We start from the raw sequence: 16,075 nt of genomic DNA, 5'->3' as shown, positions 1-16,075 counted from the left end.
TTTATCCCCCGATTGATTTAATATTTGGTATTTACAAGTTTATTATCTTATTAAATTCCTTTTTTTACAATACTTTTCCTTATAATTCAATTTTAGGAACACAATGGGTTGAGTGAATCGGAAAATTCTAGATTAACAAAATGACTAGTTTGTTAAACTCGCCAAAACCCCATAAAAGAACCGAAACCCCTTGCCCGGAAAGGGGTTTTTTCGTATGTCGATAAGAAAAAGGGTTTTCACCTTAACATATTGAATGGTATAGTATAACTAGACGAAACGTATTGAATAGAAGAGGGGGTTTACCGTGCGTATAAAGGGACACACCTGGTCCTCCAATTGTGTGGCGTGCTTTCGGGATTTTGAACCAGGCGATGTGGTCGCTTACCTAACGGTCGATGAGGTGACCGTCTGTCAGCGATGTGCAAATGAGATGAAGCAGCAGCCGGTGGAATTGCGTGAAGTGCTGTTTTCGGATGAGGAGGAAGAAGCATGGGACTAAAAGGTGCCAATACGGTCGAACCGATTCGCGATCCGGACCAGATCCGGGAGATGAAGGAGCATTTGTTGCATAAATCGTACCGCGATTACTTCTTATTTGCGTTTGGGATCAATTCGGGCTTACGGATTGGTGATATCCTGCCCTTAAGGGTGATGGATGTGGCTTCAGCCACGCATTTGCGGATTAAGGAGCAAAAGACCGGCAAGATCCGGAAAGTCCGCATGACGGTGGCCCTACAGCAGGAGATTGCGAAATACACGAAGGGTTTAACAGCGTCGGACTATTTATTTTCATCACGCCAGGGCAACAAGCCGATCAGCCGGGTGATGGCCTGGAAGATCATCAATGAGGCGGCAAAGGTGGTCGGGATTGAAGGCGCGATCGGGACGCATACGCTGCGGAAGACGTTCGGGTATCACTTTTACCAGCGCACGAAGGATGTGGCGATGTTGCAGGAAATTTTTGGCCACAGTAGTCCGTCGATTACGCTGAGGTATATTGGGATCAATGATGACATGATCAATTCTGTGATGGATAGCTTTTCGTTATAAAGAAGACGGTAACGTATGTGGCGTGTATCGTTTCAGTTTCACATTGATCCATAAAAAGCCCAAATGAGAATACATTACTACATTCTCGTTTGGGCTTTTTATTAAGAAATCATACTTCCAAATAGTTATTAGGTGAGTCCTGATCTGTACCATCAATGATAAACGGGATATTTAAAGCTTTAGATAGTGAATACAGTGTATCTGCACGTGGAACAGTAAGTCCAGCTTCAATTCGACCAATTGTTGATTTAGGCTTCCCAATCCGGTCAGCAAGTTCTTGTTGGGAAATCTTTAATTGGCGACGCTGTTTTTTGATTTGAGCAGCAATGTATCCTTGTTGTTGAAGTTTTTCAACGTGATCATTGCCCACTATGTCAGCGTATTTTTTAAAAACATCACTCATTTTATTCAATCCTTTCTTAGAAAAAATCAGTATGTTGGGTCGTGAACACAATAATTTTCATAGCGTGCTTCGGCTGGTTGAATGTCCTTGATTTGAATGGCACCATTATATTTTTTATCAAAGTGATGGAGAAGGACAACTTTATGATAATTATGAATCGCAAATATAATTCGATGGTTCCCAGTCCTAGTTCTTGGTATTCGTAATCCCCAACGAAAAAAATTGTCAAAGGCAACATTTACAGTGAGGTGTTTTATGGACGGAGGATCTTCGTCATCATCTGTATCGACCTCAGCTGGTGGGAATGGATCTTCCATAATAATTTTAAGTTGGCGGAGATAGATATCGGTTAACTGACACCACATGCCCCTGTGTCCTCTTTGTTGAAATTCTTGTTCTGCTTTGTGGAGCAAATAGTGCTCAAATGCTTTAACGTTTCCTTCGTAAATAATGTCATAGGGCATAAACTTCAACCTTTACTCAATATTATTACCTTAATGATAGCATTTATGCTATCGAAAAGGAAGTTTTTATTGTTATTTCTTTTTAAAGATATGTCGAAAGGATTTTCACTTTAAATCTAATTAGCGTGATAAAATATTCTTGAGCTGCACTGCTAAAACCTCCAATAAGGAGGTGATTAAATGATGATTATTATGAGCAATATTTTGCTCATCTCGCTTTTGAGCTTCATTGTTGTGCTTATTGAAAAAATAAAAAAATGACTTCCTTTGTCTGCAAACAAAGAAAGTCGAATTTAGTGATCTAGTCAAAAGGGCAGTTGCAGCAAACCAGGTGTATCAGCACCTGGTTTCTTTGTATGTTTTATCTATAAATTTCATTTGTGGAACGTACCATGGAATGTTCCGTGGTACGTTCCACAGTGAAGTTGAAAAACGAGTATTACGAAGAGAGTAGCAATTATATTTTAACTTAATTATATAAGGCATTTTCGTTAATGTCGATGGTTTTCGTTCGACTTCGTATTCTTTTCGTTACTCTCTTTTTTTCGTATTCGATATATATGTATTATTTACTTATATAACTTTCTGTAATCGCATTTCTATATTGTTTTAAGCTTGTTTAAAGGAACAACTCTGCTTCAATCGGTCGTTACCATGTAGCAATATTGGTTCTTTAGGAGGTAGGCTTTATGTACAACCTAATCATTATTTGTACTAGTGTTATTATGATTTCAATATTAATAGGATTGCTGTATGTTTTGTTCAATAAATTAATTATTCCTAGTGTTGAAATTATATCTAATAAACTATCAAGATTAATAATTAAACAGGCAAAACGAGAATCTGTTTTTATCGGCTTAGAGTTAATTTTCCTCTTTATAGCAATAGGAGTATTTTTCCTGTTTTTTATTGAATTTACAACCTATGTTAAGAATTTGATTTTTTTCGTTTTTGCAATCGTATTGATACTACTATCTATTGTGATTTCTAATCTAAAGTCAAAAATGAAGTTTAAAGGAATTATAGATACCATTCATAGTAGCTTACCAAAAAATAATTATATAATCAGGAAAATTAGTTTGGTGTTTTTACAGTTACCTTCATTATTTAACTTGGTTGTATTTTTTCTCTTTATTTTTCAATTAGTACCGTTATTGAGATTGAACCTAAGTGGTTATTATACTATTTTCACTATATTACCTATAGGATTAATAATATGGGTATATATGGCTTTTCGAGATAAAGAAAGCATGGAAATGCGAAAAATAGTTGTGTATATTCTTCTAGTATTTCTAGCAATTAAAGGCACGTTTAATAAGTTCTTAGTTGTAACTGATTCGCCGCCTACGAATAGCTTTGAGGATTATTTTGTATACATTATAATAACTATTTATTTAGCCATAGAGCGCCTTTTAAAAGTTATTTTAGATGATTATGAGAGACACAAAAATAAAGATAACAGTTATTAGTTCCGATAAGTTGAATTATGAAAAGCGCCTGAAGTTTGAATACAGGTGCTTTTTTTTAGGGTTGGGCACTATCACATGTCCTTCAAGGTAAGATAAAATTGAACTTCAAAAATAGGTGCAAAAAAATGCCCATTTCAGCTTGAAGTAGGCATGGGTTTCGTATAATTTTCGATTGTTTGAACTAATTCTTCGAACGTGTACTTATGATTTACTGTATCTACGGTGAAATCCTCTGCTTGTTTCGGTTCCATCGTTAATGTGAAGTGATTATATTTTAAAAATTGGAGTAGGGCGGTAAAAGCTGTTCGTTTATTCGCATTATGAAAAGCATGATTTTTAGCGAGTGATTCAAACAAGGCAGCTGCTTTCGCTGCAATAGAGGGATAAGCTTCTTCTCCTAAAACGGACTGTTTGGGTCGATTAATGGCTGAATTAAGGAGTGCTGAATCTTTCACCCCTGCTGTTTCACTTGGGCTATATTTGCGAATGAGATACAGATTTAGTGCGACCGTTTCTGCTTCCGTTACATAACGAATTTCACTCATTATCGATCTTTTAACCCTTTTAAGGTTTGGTCATAATCTTGGATCGTACTTTCTAATACGTCGAAAAAATCCTCGCTTAGTCCTGCCGGAAGATCCACTTTGGTTTGCTGCTTTTTAATTTTGATTTCCCCATTTTCAATTTCAATGGCCAAGGCATCGCCTTTTTTGGCTCCAATTCGTTTCAAGGCTTCCGTCATGTTAACCCCTAAGCTGTTTCCCATTTTAATGACTTTTCGTTCCATTTCATTCACCGCGCTCATTTTAATTTTTTCCCCTTTCATAGTATGCTTCAATCAGTAAAAAGTTAAACCATTATACTGTATATACGTATTTACTTATGATTATATCAAAGTTTTCATTATCATTCATTTCCAATAAGCTTCATTATGTAAACTAGATTTGTAAAAAAAACGCTTTATCAGCGTTTTTTAAGATCAAGACCAAAACCAAGATCAAGAACAAGACTAAACGGAGAGATGTTTTACATACTATTCAAAAAGGTTTTTGTTGGTTGGGTTAATTTGGAAAAAACTTCAGAGTCTGACAAATTTTTAAATCATAATCAAAGAGCAAGCATGTCCCAGTTAAGGTTAACGACGGTTGCAAACTTCATCCAGAATATCATCAACTACATTCTTAATATTTCCTGGAGATCTTCTAAAATTGTCTGTCACTCCTGCAACTTGTCCATTGTTATTGTTATTGTTATCTCTATCTCTATCTCCAACGATAATAATATTATCAGCACGGACAATGACATCATCTACAAGTACCACAGCTCTTGTTCTACCATTACTATTGGATCCCATATTTTTTCCCTCCTTTATAACTTGATAATTTACTATATGAATTTGTTTTTTTAAATGAATGTACTAGTACCATGTATAAAAAGCCGTTTTTTAAAGCCTTACCAATAAAAAGACTCTTCCTTTGAAGTAAAATGTACCCTATAGTGTAGACACGTAAAAAAAGTCTACCTATGGGGTGCTTTTTTGTATAATGAAACATAGACAACTTTGTATAGACTGGGGAAAACATCATGAGTAAAAAGACATTTACAGAGAAAGAAATTAAACAATTATCCACTAATCCTTATGTGAAAGTGCTCAGCACAAAGGCAATCACGTATACGGATGAATTCAAACGGATATTTATAGCTGAGAAGGAAAAAGGAAAGTTCTCAAGGCAGATCTTTGAAGAGTGTGGATTTGATACGAATATTATCGGAATGACACGTATTCAAGCCGCAAGTAAAAGGTGGAGTGCAGCTTATAAAAAGAATGGCGTTATCGGGCTAAATGACACAAGGAAAGGCCATTCTGGGAGACCTAGAGAAAGAGATATGTCCCTTGATGAAAAGAACGCTCGACTGGAAGCACAAATCAACTTACTTAAGGCTGAAAATGAACTCTTAAAAAAGATTCGTTTTGCGGAAAGGGGGCTAAAGAAGTAGTCCTCTCGCCAAGCCAAAAGTTTATTCTTATCCGTTCCGTGATTGAGAAATATCAGCTGAAAAACATGGTGAGATACCTTTGTGGAGTAGCTGGAGTTTCTAAAAGTGGATATTATAATTACTTTTCTCTTAAGGCACAAGAACGCAGAAAACACAGAGAAGCTAGGGATGAAGAAGTAAAAGAGATCATTTTAAATGCATACCGATATAAACGACGCAAAAAAGGTGCACGCCAAATAAAAATGACCTTGGCAGGCAAATTTAAGATTATTTATAACTTGAAAAGAATACGACGAATCATGAAAAAATATAATATTGTCTGCCCTATTAGGAAAGCAAATCCTTACAGACGTTTAATGAAAGCTACCCAGGAACACTCAGTGGCCCCTAACTTATTAGAGCGTCAATTCAACCAAGGAGAGCCCGGGAAAGTCCTATTAACAGACATCACCTATTTGAGCTTTGGGAGAAATTCTAGAGCTTATTTATCAATGATATTGGATGGGGCCAGTGGAGAGGCTCTCGCCTATCATGTCTCAGACCGGATAACCATGGACTTAGCTACAGATACACTCCAAAAACTTAAGAAGAATAGAAAATTCAAGAAACATAAGGATGCGCTCATTCACTCAGATCAAGGAACTCACTATACTCATCCCGAATATCAAAGGATGGTAAAAAGACTTGGGTTCCGTCAATCAATGTCTAGAAGAGGAAACTGTTGGGACAATGCCCCAATCGAGTCATTCTTTGGACACTTGAAAGACGAAACCTATTTTAAGGCATGCCTAACATTAGAAGATGTTCACAAGGAAATCAAACAATACATGATCTACTATAACCACCATAGATATCAATGGAATCGAAAAAAGATGACCCCTGTACAATACAGAGATCATCTTTCACAAGCTGCTTAGACTTTTTTTAAACTGTCCTTTACAAAGGGTACATATTAAAGAAGATAGATTTCTTTTTTTATTAATAGCTTTAATATAGTTAGGCAGGTGGAATTTTCCACCCTGCCTATTTTTTACAATCCAGAGAGTGGCAGAATCCTATTAAACCCTATTATATCTATATTTTATATTCTTTTAGAGCCATAGTAATGAATTTCTTCCGATACTTCCAGCCTATCATCCTGATAATATTTGTTTCGTCTAATATCCACATTTTCCAATTCACCATCATCAAAACTCTCGATGTCTGCTACCTGGCTATTATCTTCTCTATTTCGGTCTCCAACAATAACTATATTTTCAGCGCGAATAATTACATCATCCACATCTACCACAGCTCTTGTTCTACGGGTCCTGTTATCGTTTCCCATCTTATTCCTCCTTTTACTGATTTATTATAAATTATGATGAATCTATCACTTGGACTGTACAAGTACACTATAATCAACTAACAATTTTCTGATTCCTCCCCCCAAAAAAAGGCTAATAGACAGGGGGATTCACCTCATGCATTTTTTTACCTTGATAATATATTACAAGTATATAGGTAATCTATTTAAAAGGAGAGATAAGATGTCAAACGATTCGAAAAACTATGAAAGAAAGGGCTCTAGTGAGTCCAAAAGTTCAAAACCTTATTATCCAGGATCTAAACCAAAAAAAAGCCAAAAAAATTCAGTAGTACCTGGAGTTAATAACAAACCAGTTGAGCCTCGTGCCATTGAGAAAGCTTACGCAAAAGTCCCTGTAGTTCTTGGTGAAACTACAATCCAAATCGACCTGGATGCAAAAATTGATTTTCCTGAGCCAGTACTTGAAATTAAAAAAATCAAAAAACATTTAAAATTGACTCAATGCCGTCTATTACTTCCTACCAACAAGCTTTTTATTAAAGGTTTTGTACGTAAAAACATTCAATATGCTACTCCTAAACACTCTAATCGTCATCAAGTACTTTCAAGTATCCACTCCCTAACTGTTGATATTCCTTTTGAAGCTGTAACAGAAATTGATTTCCTTAACAAGCCTCATTTTGAGTCTAATCCAGATACAAGAGACTTTACTTTCTTTACTGCAAGCAAGCTTCCTCAAGGACAAGGATTCTCTCAAAAGGAAAAACTGCTTTCTGCAGATTTTTCGCAATATGACCAAATCAGTGGAGAAGTATTTAATGAACTTCCGTTTTGCGAATTAATTTCTAGTAAATTTATTGAGTATGATGAAGCTCTTGATCGCAAAATGGGTACTGTTTTCAATCATAACGGAGAATGCATGGAAGCTCCTTTTGAAGAAGGTACATTCACTAAAATTGAAGAAAAAATGGTGGTTGAAATTACACTTAAAGTTCTACAAAATCAACAAGTCCACATTGACCGTGGTGGACACTATCCGCCACACAGTCATTAATAATATTTTGTTTGGTGACTTGTTTAGTATGAACTCGGTATTGTACCGGGCTCAAAACTGTGTACTTGAAAAAATACTCTGGTATTAAAATTAATTAATATAATAGTATTAATTCAGCAGAAAAAAGGTTCTTCAAACGAAGATCCTTTTTCATGCCGATAATCAATGATTATGTAAAAGCGCGCAAACCAATATGGCTTGCGCGCTTTCTTATCTCATTTATGTATTTGTTATCTATAAAATCTATTGATTGAGGCATTTGAGATTTCACTTTAGTTTTCCAAAACTTAGAGAAGTTATTTTAAAAGTTTGGTAGAATGAATATAAACATGAAAAAACCCCTCTGCTTTGGCCGGCTTGGGGTTTTCTCGACAACTAAAAAGGATTCATCTGTACCCTTTTATTTGTATAAGTTACTTTTAATTCTACCACAGGGTATATGAATCCTTCCACTATTGGGGAGGATTTTTTTATGGAAAATGCCAACATATTAAAAAAAGCACAGTACCATACATGGTTTCAACATAAGGATTCATCCGGTTATATTACCCTAGCAAGAAAAACAAAGACAGGATTTAAGCAATACCATTATAAGCCGAATGAATTGGCCAACCATCTGTCTAAATGGCTCGGTGAGGACATTTATTTTAGTCAAAATACGTTTTACAAACCTAGTCGACAAATTGAGACGATTCGTGAGCTGCGGTCCCTATATGTTGATACGGACTGTTATTTATTGAATCTGGATCCCCAATGGCTTCTAGGAAAGTTACAGCTCGAGTTTTTTGATCAGTTAATTCCTGAACCTAATATCATTATTTTCTCCGGTCAGGGTCTGGTTTTAATTTGGCTTATAGATCCAGTTCCTTATAAAGCTCTCCCCCTATGGCAGGCTGTTCAGCAGTATTTACTGCAGCAGTTGAAAGAGTTCGGTGGAGATGCTAAGGCGAGTGATGCAGCGCGCGTTTTTCGGATAGACGGTAGCATTAATTCGAAGAATGGTGAAGAGGTTCATGTAGAATATCGGCATGATTACCGATACGCGTTACGAACGCTGCAAGAGGAGTATTTACCGGTTCTGAAGACGAAAAAAACGCCCTCTAAACGCGGTCGTCCTAAGAAAGTGCAGCAGCTATTCAATACATATTCTCTTCATCATGCGCGTTTATTGGATCTCGTAAAGCTCGTTGAGTTAAGGAACTACGATGTGAAAGGATATCGTGAACTCATATGCTTCTTATATCGCTACTGGCAGTGTTGCTACTTAGCCGATCCAGACGAAGCGATACATCAAACGCTCTTTTTTAATTCTCAATTTAAAGAGCCATTACCAGAGAAAGAAGTATTACGCGCGACAAAGAGCGCTCAAAAGGCCTGGGATGCGAAAAGTAATGAAGAAGCCAACCGTTTGGCCAAAGAAAAAGGCTACCCTGGAGCCGGGTACAATTTAAAAAACAGTACGCTTATTGAGTGGCTTGCGATTACAGAAGATGAACAGAGCCATTTTAAGACGCTTATAGGCCGTTTTGAGAAGCGTAAGAGAAATACTATTGCTAAAAGAGAAAAACGCCGCAATGAGGGCGTGAAGAAGCGAGAGCAGTATTTGGAAGAACAGACGGATATAACTCTGGACAAGCTCTTTTTGTTGAGAAAAGCATTAGATAAATATCCTAATGCACGTCGTAAAGAATTAGCAGAGCTATTAAATGTATCGGTGTATAGGATTGATCAACTTAAGAGAGAACTTTAAAATAAAAGTTTGTAATGGTCTGTCCCTTTATATTATGGGGCGTAGCCCTGGCTCCTTTATGGAGCCTTTTTTATTATTGTGTTTTTTTGGAACTATTTACGTTTATTCTGGACCGGAACAGCATAAATAAAAGTTTGTAATGGTCTGTCCCTTTATATTATGGGGCGTAGCCCTGGCTCCTTTATGGAGCCTTTTTTTGTCCCAGGGTCTGTCTCTTTATATTCCGTTCTTAAACTTAGTCCGGAAATTATAAACCGGAACAGGTCTGTCCCTTTATATTATGGGGCGTAGCTCTGGCTTCTTTATGGAGCCTTATTTTTGCGTTCTGCTTTGGGGGACAGGGTCTGTCTCTTTATATTAGTGGGAGGTTATTTTTTTATCTATTGTTTGGGGGGCGTACGTCTTTTTCTAATTTTTTAATCTATTACCGCAAATGAGAGGTTAATAAGAAGTTAATCAATTTCTATTTTATTTCGGTTTTTATTCGTTACTTAATCCTTTTATATCAAGGGTTAGAGCCTATCTTACAACATCGTAACCAGTAGAAGACCTCGCCTCTACTTCGTAGGCATAGCCGAGGTCTTCTACTACTCGTTGTAAGGTAGGCTCTTTTTTGTGTGTGTTAGGTTATACAGTTGAATTAGATTTTAATGGTTATGTCTTTCTTTTGAGGTGGATATAAGTGTGGAGAGAAGGTTTTAAAGGGGTTTATTTTTACTTTTAGGTAGTTTTAGGGAGTCATTAAATAGATGGAGTGATTTTGTTGTATTTGGTAGGGTCTGTTTTTAGATCTGGTAGGGCTTTGGATTAATCTATGAGATTTAAACGTAATAATTTTTAAGTGGTATTTGAGAGTGAATGAAGGTCGTGTTTTTAAAGTATTATTTGTTTGGTAGTTATTTTTATGGATTGTACATGATTTAGAGCAAAGAAAATCATTCTTTGCTCTTTGGTGGTTAGTCTTGGTATTCTTTTTGAATTCGATTATCAAAGTGTAAGGTTACATATTCTTTAATAAATGCATTGCGCTTACTTTGATCTTCTTCTTTTTTGAAGAAACCAACCTTTTTTATTCGCTCCTCTTCAGGTTTTTTATACCAGATTGCCAATGCATCTTGTTCTAATTGAGTTTCAATTTTCTTTTTAGTTAACATGTCATTTGCTCGCTTTTCGCGGTCATTTAGAATAAACTCTTCTACTTTTTTATTGAGCTTGGAAATTTGATCAGTGGTTTCTTTTTCCTGAGATGTTTGTGATTCAATGGCTGCGGCAATTTGAATATGGTTCTCTCCAAAATTGTTGAGATTTGTTTCTAACGCGTTTATTTTCTGTAGAGCTTCGTTATGCTGTTCTAATAGTTGATTGAATTGACTTTTAATTAATTGGTTTTCCTCTTGAATTTGTTTAAAACCGTTAGCCATCGCCATTAAAGTATCCTTTAATTCAGTATTAATTGAATTAAGGGCTATTTCTGTTGTTCGCTCAATCTTCTTTTTTTCCTGATCTTCCTGGTATTGGGTAAAGAGATTTTCCTTCTGCAGCTCAGTTTTCACATCGTCAAACGTTTTCCTGGTACCGGCTTTTTTGGCTTCTTCGAAGATCTTAATGATTTTTTCGATTTTGATAAATTCACTAGAAGGTATGTAACGTTGATTCGAACGCTTATCGTATTCTACTAATCCTTTATTAGTCCAATCGCGCAAACGGTTATGATCAATCTCGAATTTATTAGCGCATTCTTTTAGCGTGAGCCATTCTAATTCAGTCAACTTATTGTCCTCCTTTCGGATTTAGGTTGAACTGTAAGTGAATTAAGAGAGTTGATTACATTATAACTTGAATTGAATTTAAATTAAAATTGAATTTTCATAAGTTTGATCTTAATTTAATTCAATCACAATAGTTTGATTGAATTGTATTCTTTGGTTAATTGAGTTGGGATTTAGTTGTTCGTAATGGAGGGAATAAGTTTTTTGTGACGTGGACAAAGAGAAAAAGTGCCTGCGGGTTTGAGTGAATTTATTTAAGAAGAAATCAAAACTGAATTTACCATAATGCAACAATAGTAGTGTAAAAGATCCTGTAATTTATGTTTTTATAAATAATAAAATCTTAATTTAAAGTCAATTAAGGTTATTAATAAATGATGTAGGAGGAAAAAAGTTGTGGGACAAGCATTGATCATCGATTGTGATAATGAGATGAACGAAAACGTCTTTTTTTATGACTCTAGAAATACCGTGCGTATGATCAACCAGTTTGTTCAAATCCTTAGACGTATATCATCAATATTATTTTTAGAGGCAATGTAAGATTTCCAATCCTCATAAGTAAGATTCTCAGCGTCTTTTTTCAATAAAATATCAATAGACATCCTCTTACATTTCCTTTCACCTATTTAAAAAAGCACCCTGAGAGTGCCTTTGGTTACTACTTGTACTTATACGTTTTTCTTTCTATAATTTCTAGCATGTATTCTAAAGCATCCTTACCTTCGGGGATGTTCTGCCATGTTGTTGTAAATTCTACGTATTCATCTCTTATCTTTACGGCCTTACCTCTATATTCCTTATCTTTAACAGCAATTGATACTTCCCATAGATAATATCCTCTAGCATTTTTAGGAGTGTTTGGGTTCTCGACCTCGACCAAATATTGGAATGTCAACACTAAACTAGACAGCTATTTTAAGGTTCATAGACTTGTATTCAATCGGACTTAAATAGCCCAAAGTACCATGGATTCTAATGTTGTTGTACCAGTGTACGTAATCAAAAAGTTCTATATTGAGCTGCGCTTGGCTTTCGAAGTGGGTTTGATAAACAAACTCAGTTTTGATGACCTTAAACATCGCTTCAGCGACGGCATTATCATAAGGTGATCCTTTAAAGCTTAAGGAACGTTTGATTTGGAAAGTTTCTAAGGCCTCATCAATCAATCTATTCTTAAACTCATTGCCATGATCCGTGTGAAATAGCTCAATGTCATGCAGATTTCCTTTAATGCTAGAGAAAGCACGGTAGACAAGGCTGGCGTCTTTTCGTGGACCTGCACTGTAGCCAATTATTTCGCGGTTAAATAGATCGACAAAGACACAGATGTAGTGCCATCTTTGTCCGACACGAACATACGTTAAGTCACTGACAACCACTTTTAATTTTTGATCCTGATGAAATTCACGGTTCAATTCGTTTGCCTGCTCAGACTCATTACACGAGCTTTTCGATGGTTTGAATTGAGCGATGGTGTATTTTGAAACAAGTCCAAGCTCTTTCATGATGCGCCCAATCCGACGCCTGGAAACAATCCAATCTCGCTTTTTGAGCTCGATTTTAATCTTACGTGTTCCATAGTTTTGACGGCTTTCGTGAAAGATTTTTCGGATAAGCTCTTTCAGTTCGTCTTCATTTGATTCCACCACTTTAGCTTCATAATAATAAGTACTTCGAGGAAGTTTCAGGACATCGCACATTGCTGATACCGAGTATTTGTGACGATTATTCTGAATCACATTTACTTTCGTCCCATGATCAGCGCGGCCTGCTTTAAAATATCATTCTCCATCGATAAGCGTTGATTTTCTTTTCGTAACTTCATGAGTTCCGTTTCTTCAGGCGAACGATTATCACTTTCCTTGAATGAACCACTTTCTGTAAACTGACTAATCCACCGATCCAATGAAGAAGGTGTTAGCTCATACTCTTTAATAATTTCACTTCTGGGCTTACCGTTTTCATGAAGTTGAACCATCTGTTGTTTGAATTCCTTAGTAAACGTACGCCGTGATCGTTTGGTCATAATAGACGCTCCTCATATAAAGGTTTTAGTAAAGTCTATATGACCTTAATTTATTTGTCTAACTGAGTGTAGCCGATTCATATTTTTCTTTAACTTCAAAAATACGCTTTTCCAAGTTAACTACCTCTATCCCCTTAGTTTCTTTGTTAAACCTTCGTTTTTTCTCTGAAGTTCATTATATTCATTTGATAATCTTTTAATTCACCTTTCCTTTTGTTAATCAAAAAGCACTGTACTCCCTTCATTTCCCTTCACCCCCTTATGTAGATCACTAGCTTTGCATCGTGGTTAACCTCAAAACCTCTTTACCTCAACTAACGTTTTCTCCACTTATTTTAATGAATTCTCTTGACTATCATTTGACCTTTTGACTGAATTGGGTTGACCTAGGAAAATGGCTGGTAGACAGACTTATCCCCTATGCTGAAAGAAAGCTAAAAAAGAAATCTAACAGAATAGGAGGGATAAGTGTCTGAATTACTGAATTTGGGATTCCCAGTGTTCCGTATGTACAGACCCTATTCACTCAGTAGATTTCTCTACACACGCCCTCTGCCTATGGCTTGTCCTCTACATAATATCGCCCCTATGCGACAAGCTGAACGTGTTCCCTGACACCGTAATGTCAACGATAACCACCGAACCTTTAAAGGTAGTTCTCACCTTACCTCACTGAATGAATAGGAATCCAATGAGGAGTGTCTTAGTTATTGCGTTGGCTAAGACATAACCTGTCAAGTTTAGTTTCTAGTCGTGTTACTAGGCTTTCCACGACTGAACAACAAACTAAAAAGGCGTACTTTCCCTAACCTCTAACAAGATACAACGTTAGAAATTCAGGAAAATACACCTTCAGCCCAGATATGTTTGAAACTAGCAAAACTTAACGGTTGAAAATATCTATATAAACCGTTAAAATAGGCTTATCGAAATAGTGTTTTTCCCTGTTGTTGCTGTGAGAGGTTTAACAGGGTAAGTCATTTCCGTATAGTGTTTGGCGACACTGTACATTATGGAAATGGCTTTTTATTTTGTCCGTTCGTATGTGATTACTAGTATTATAACGTTCTGAAAGTGGGAGCGCAACGACATTTTAAGCGTTTACTCTATGTCGTAAACAGTACGTACGAGAAGGAAAAAGTATCTTTTCAGTCGAACTGTGTTATTTGGAAGGGGACTGAAAGATGGACTCAATATTGATACAGTTTGGTAACAAAGGGGTAGACTGGCAACTTTTTATAAACCTATTAGGAGTTTTAGCTGTGGGGTTTACTGCTGGAAGGAGGTATTATCTATATGCGTGAAGGAATTCTTGATAACAATTCATCGGCCCCTAAAAGAGTTTTAGGAAAAACAAGCAATGCAACCATGGCAGCATTCTCTTACGGGATGTTATTTGTAGCGTTAATGCTTTTTAGTGGGGGGACAGTTACAATCAATGGTCTCGGTCTTCCAGCAATTGCTCTTTATGGAGTGGTTTCATTAGTTGAATATTTTGTAGGAAAAGGATCTGAGACACCTAGATGGTTAGTAATTGGATCATTTATTTCTGCTGTAGTAACTGCAGCAATCATGACAACAATTCTTCACTAATAATCTATAATGAAACTGCATAACTAAAAACTTCTCTCCCATAAAAATGAAGTGACTGGCGAGTCACTTCATTTTTTTCTGTTCGAATTCGGGGGATGTACCTACCAATCTATTAAAGGGGTTGGTAAGCATGAAGTTACATAGGACCGAACTTCTGAAATGCGAGTTGTATTTAATTGCTCTGGAATTCCATAGGTGCTTACTCCTGAAGCCGAGAAAACCGTAAGTGAAGCCTTGTCAGAGTTGAAAAAAGCGATGGATGAACAGAAGGAATTCAATCAACAATTATTAGAGGAATTAGATAAAAGGGACCGGTACATAACTGAAAGATTAGATCAAAGAGATGAACAGTTAATGAAAGTCATGAATGAGTCTTTGGAAGCGAAACAGATTGCTGCAGAAGGCGAACCGGTGAATGAGGAATCAGAAAGCGAAAAGCCAAAAAAACCATGGTGGAAGCTTTGGTAGTTAGTTAAACAAAATGGCTAATTTGTTAAATGAAAAACCCCAATGATCCAGCTTGGATCATTGGGATTTTCTCTTTATTATTTCAACGCTACTTTTTGCTTTCCGTCGACTGAGATGAACCATTTACCTGATTGGAATTTCTCTTTTGATACTTCGAACACTTTCACATCTGTCACAGTGATATCTGGATTTAAATCACTCATGATCTTAGAGTTATCGACATCAGTTTCGACAGCATAGTTAGAAGTAGCGTCAATGTCAGAGTCAAACTTAGTTCCTTTTTCGTTCACAAGGCTAACTGTAGGAAGTGAGAATGCACCCACTGGCTCTTCAGAAATGTTTTTAATGGTGTATTGAATTGCTACGAGCGTTCCACCATCAGAGGCCTGCTTACTTACTCCAGATACACCAACTTCATCTCTCTCTTCAAAATTAGTGACAGTCACTTCAGTCTTTTTAAGAGCAACCGTGTCGTTCAATGAGTAAGTTGTTTCCTCTTTTGCCTCTTTATTGGATTCACCAGATACTTCTGTAGAAGCCTCATCGCTACCTCCACTCAGAGCGCTACTAATACCACCTATAATTACTATGATACCGATAAAAGAAATAATCTTATGTTTCATAACGAAACTACGCTGGTCTTTACCGCAGTTTGGACACTTTTTTACCCCTTTTGCTAGTTCCTTTTCACAAGCTTTACAGTTTACTAGTTTAGCCAT

Annotated in this window: 18 protein-coding genes; 8 read left to right on the top strand and 10 right to left on the bottom strand. The window is 36.4% G+C overall.

What is annotated here, in order from left to right:
• Positions 1–340: 340 nt before the first annotated feature.
• On the top strand, positions 341–499 hold the full coding sequence (locus ABFG93_RS22980) for a hypothetical protein (RefSeq protein WP_347553014.1): 159 nt from the start codon (positions 341–343) through the stop codon (positions 497–499).
• A complete protein-coding gene (locus tag ABFG93_RS22975; protein WP_347553255.1) occupies positions 490–1,050 on the top strand; it encodes a site-specific integrase in 561 nt (186 codons plus the stop codon). The genes ABFG93_RS22980 and ABFG93_RS22975 overlap by 10 nt, the downstream gene beginning before the upstream one ends.
• A 109-nt stretch (positions 1,051–1,159) precedes the next feature.
• Here the strand turns inward: ABFG93_RS22975 and ABFG93_RS22970 are convergent, their stop codons facing one another.
• Together ABFG93_RS22970 and ABFG93_RS22965 are read right to left on the bottom strand one after the other, a co-directional pair.
• Positions 1,160–1,453 carry a helix-turn-helix domain-containing protein gene (locus ABFG93_RS22970; RefSeq protein WP_347553254.1) on the bottom strand — a complete coding sequence of 98 codons (294 nt, stop codon included), beginning with the start codon at positions 1,451–1,453 and terminating at the stop codon, positions 1,160–1,162.
• 26 nt (positions 1,454–1,479) lie between these two features.
• A complete protein-coding gene (locus ABFG93_RS22965) occupies positions 1,480–1,917 on the bottom strand; it encodes a type II toxin-antitoxin system RelE/ParE family toxin (protein ID WP_347553253.1) in 438 nt (145 codons plus the stop codon).
• A gap of 689 nt (positions 1,918–2,606) precedes the next feature.
• Here ABFG93_RS22965 and ABFG93_RS22960 point away from each other — a divergent pair.
• Positions 2,607–3,386 (top strand): hypothetical protein, encoded by a 780-nt coding sequence (locus tag ABFG93_RS22960; RefSeq protein WP_347553252.1) that lies wholly within the window; start codon positions 2,607–2,609, stop codon positions 3,384–3,386.
• 134 nt (positions 3,387–3,520) lie between these two features.
• Here ABFG93_RS22960 and ABFG93_RS22955 read toward each other — a convergent pair whose 3' ends face one another.
• The 3 genes from ABFG93_RS22955 to ABFG93_RS22945 all read right to left on the bottom strand — a co-directional run bounded on the left by ABFG93_RS22955 (position 3,521) and on the right by ABFG93_RS22945 (position 4,740).
• Complete coding sequence (locus ABFG93_RS22955; RefSeq protein WP_347553251.1) at positions 3,521–3,931, bottom strand: type II toxin-antitoxin system death-on-curing family toxin; 411 nt, start codon at positions 3,929–3,931, stop codon at positions 3,521–3,523.
• On the bottom strand, positions 3,931–4,191 hold the full coding sequence (locus ABFG93_RS22950) for an AbrB/MazE/SpoVT family DNA-binding domain-containing protein (protein WP_347553250.1): 261 nt from the start codon (positions 4,189–4,191) through the stop codon (positions 3,931–3,933). The genes ABFG93_RS22955 and ABFG93_RS22950 overlap by 1 nt, the downstream gene beginning before the upstream one ends.
• 330 nt (positions 4,192–4,521) lie before the next feature.
• Positions 4,522–4,740, bottom strand: a complete 219-nt coding sequence (locus ABFG93_RS22945; protein ID WP_347553249.1) for a hypothetical protein — start codon at positions 4,738–4,740, stop codon at positions 4,522–4,524.
• A 230-nt stretch (positions 4,741–4,970) separates the two neighbouring features.
• On the opposite strand from ABFG93_RS22945, the gene ABFG93_RS22940 reads away from it, so the two are divergent.
• Positions 4,971–6,301, top strand: a protein-coding gene (locus ABFG93_RS22940) for an IS3 family transposase (protein ID WP_431522057.1) whose coding sequence is annotated in 2 segments (ribosomal slippage) — positions 4,971–5,352 and positions 5,352–6,301 — 1,332 coding nt in all. Because the reading frame shifts where the segments join, the coding sequence is not laid out codon by codon here.
• Positions 6,302–6,465: 164 nt separating this feature from the next.
• Here ABFG93_RS22940 and ABFG93_RS22935 read toward each other — a convergent pair.
• A complete protein-coding gene (locus ABFG93_RS22935) occupies positions 6,466–6,711 on the bottom strand; it encodes a hypothetical protein (RefSeq protein ID WP_347553248.1) in 246 nt (81 codons plus the stop codon).
• Positions 6,712–6,913: 202 nt separating this feature from the next.
• Here ABFG93_RS22935 and ABFG93_RS22930 point away from each other — a divergent pair, with 202 nt between their 5' ends.
• Positions 6,914–7,747 carry a CsxC family protein gene (locus ABFG93_RS22930; protein ID WP_347553247.1) on the top strand — a complete coding sequence of 278 codons (834 nt, stop codon included), beginning with the start codon at positions 6,914–6,916 and terminating at the stop codon, positions 7,745–7,747.
• Between the two features lie 472 nt (positions 7,748–8,219).
• Positions 8,220–9,497, top strand: a complete 1,278-nt coding sequence (locus tag ABFG93_RS22925; RefSeq protein ID WP_347553261.1) for a replication protein — start codon at positions 8,220–8,222, stop codon at positions 9,495–9,497.
• Positions 9,498–10,453: 956 nt separating this feature from the next.
• Here ABFG93_RS22925 and ABFG93_RS22920 read toward each other — a convergent pair.
• The 3 genes from ABFG93_RS22920 to ABFG93_RS22910 form a co-directional block, all read right to left on the bottom strand.
• The gene (locus tag ABFG93_RS22920) at positions 10,454–11,266 is read right to left on the bottom strand and encodes a hypothetical protein (RefSeq protein ID WP_347553260.1); all 813 of its coding nucleotides are present in this window, start codon (positions 11,264–11,266) and stop codon (positions 10,454–10,456) included.
• Between the two features lie 661 nt (positions 11,267–11,927).
• Positions 11,928–12,167, bottom strand: coding sequence for a hypothetical protein (locus tag ABFG93_RS22915; RefSeq protein WP_347553259.1), 240 nt, complete (start codon positions 12,165–12,167; stop codon positions 11,928–11,930).
• A 4-nt stretch (positions 12,168–12,171) separates the two neighbouring features.
• Positions 12,172–13,295 (bottom strand): IS3 family transposase gene (locus ABFG93_RS22910; protein ID WP_347550012.1). Its coding sequence is split into 2 segments (ribosomal slippage): positions 12,172–13,046 and positions 13,046–13,295, totalling 1,125 coding nucleotides; the frame shifts between segments, so codons are not numbered across the junction.
• A 1,296-nt stretch (positions 13,296–14,591) separates the two neighbouring features.
• Here ABFG93_RS22910 and ABFG93_RS22905 point away from each other — a divergent pair.
• Complete coding sequence (locus ABFG93_RS22905) at positions 14,592–14,888, top strand: hypothetical protein (protein ID WP_347553258.1); 297 nt, start codon at positions 14,592–14,594, stop codon at positions 14,886–14,888.
• A gap of 195 nt (positions 14,889–15,083) precedes the next feature.
• A complete protein-coding gene (locus ABFG93_RS22900; protein WP_347553257.1) occupies positions 15,084–15,356 on the top strand; it encodes a DUF3967 domain-containing protein in 273 nt (90 codons plus the stop codon).
• Between the two features lie 77 nt (positions 15,357–15,433).
• On the opposite strand, the gene ABFG93_RS22895 is transcribed toward ABFG93_RS22900, so the two are convergent.
• Positions 15,434–16,075 (bottom strand): DUF4352 domain-containing protein, encoded by a 642-nt coding sequence (locus ABFG93_RS22895; RefSeq protein WP_347553256.1) that lies wholly within the window; start codon positions 16,073–16,075, stop codon positions 15,434–15,436.

The organism is Pseudalkalibacillus hwajinpoensis (assembly GCF_039851965.1).
GTDB lineage: Bacteria > Bacillota > Bacilli > Bacillales > Guptibacillaceae > Guptibacillus > Guptibacillus hwajinpoensis_E.
Note: the sequence above shows the minus strand (reverse complement) of the source record. Positions and strands in the feature narration are given on the sequence as shown.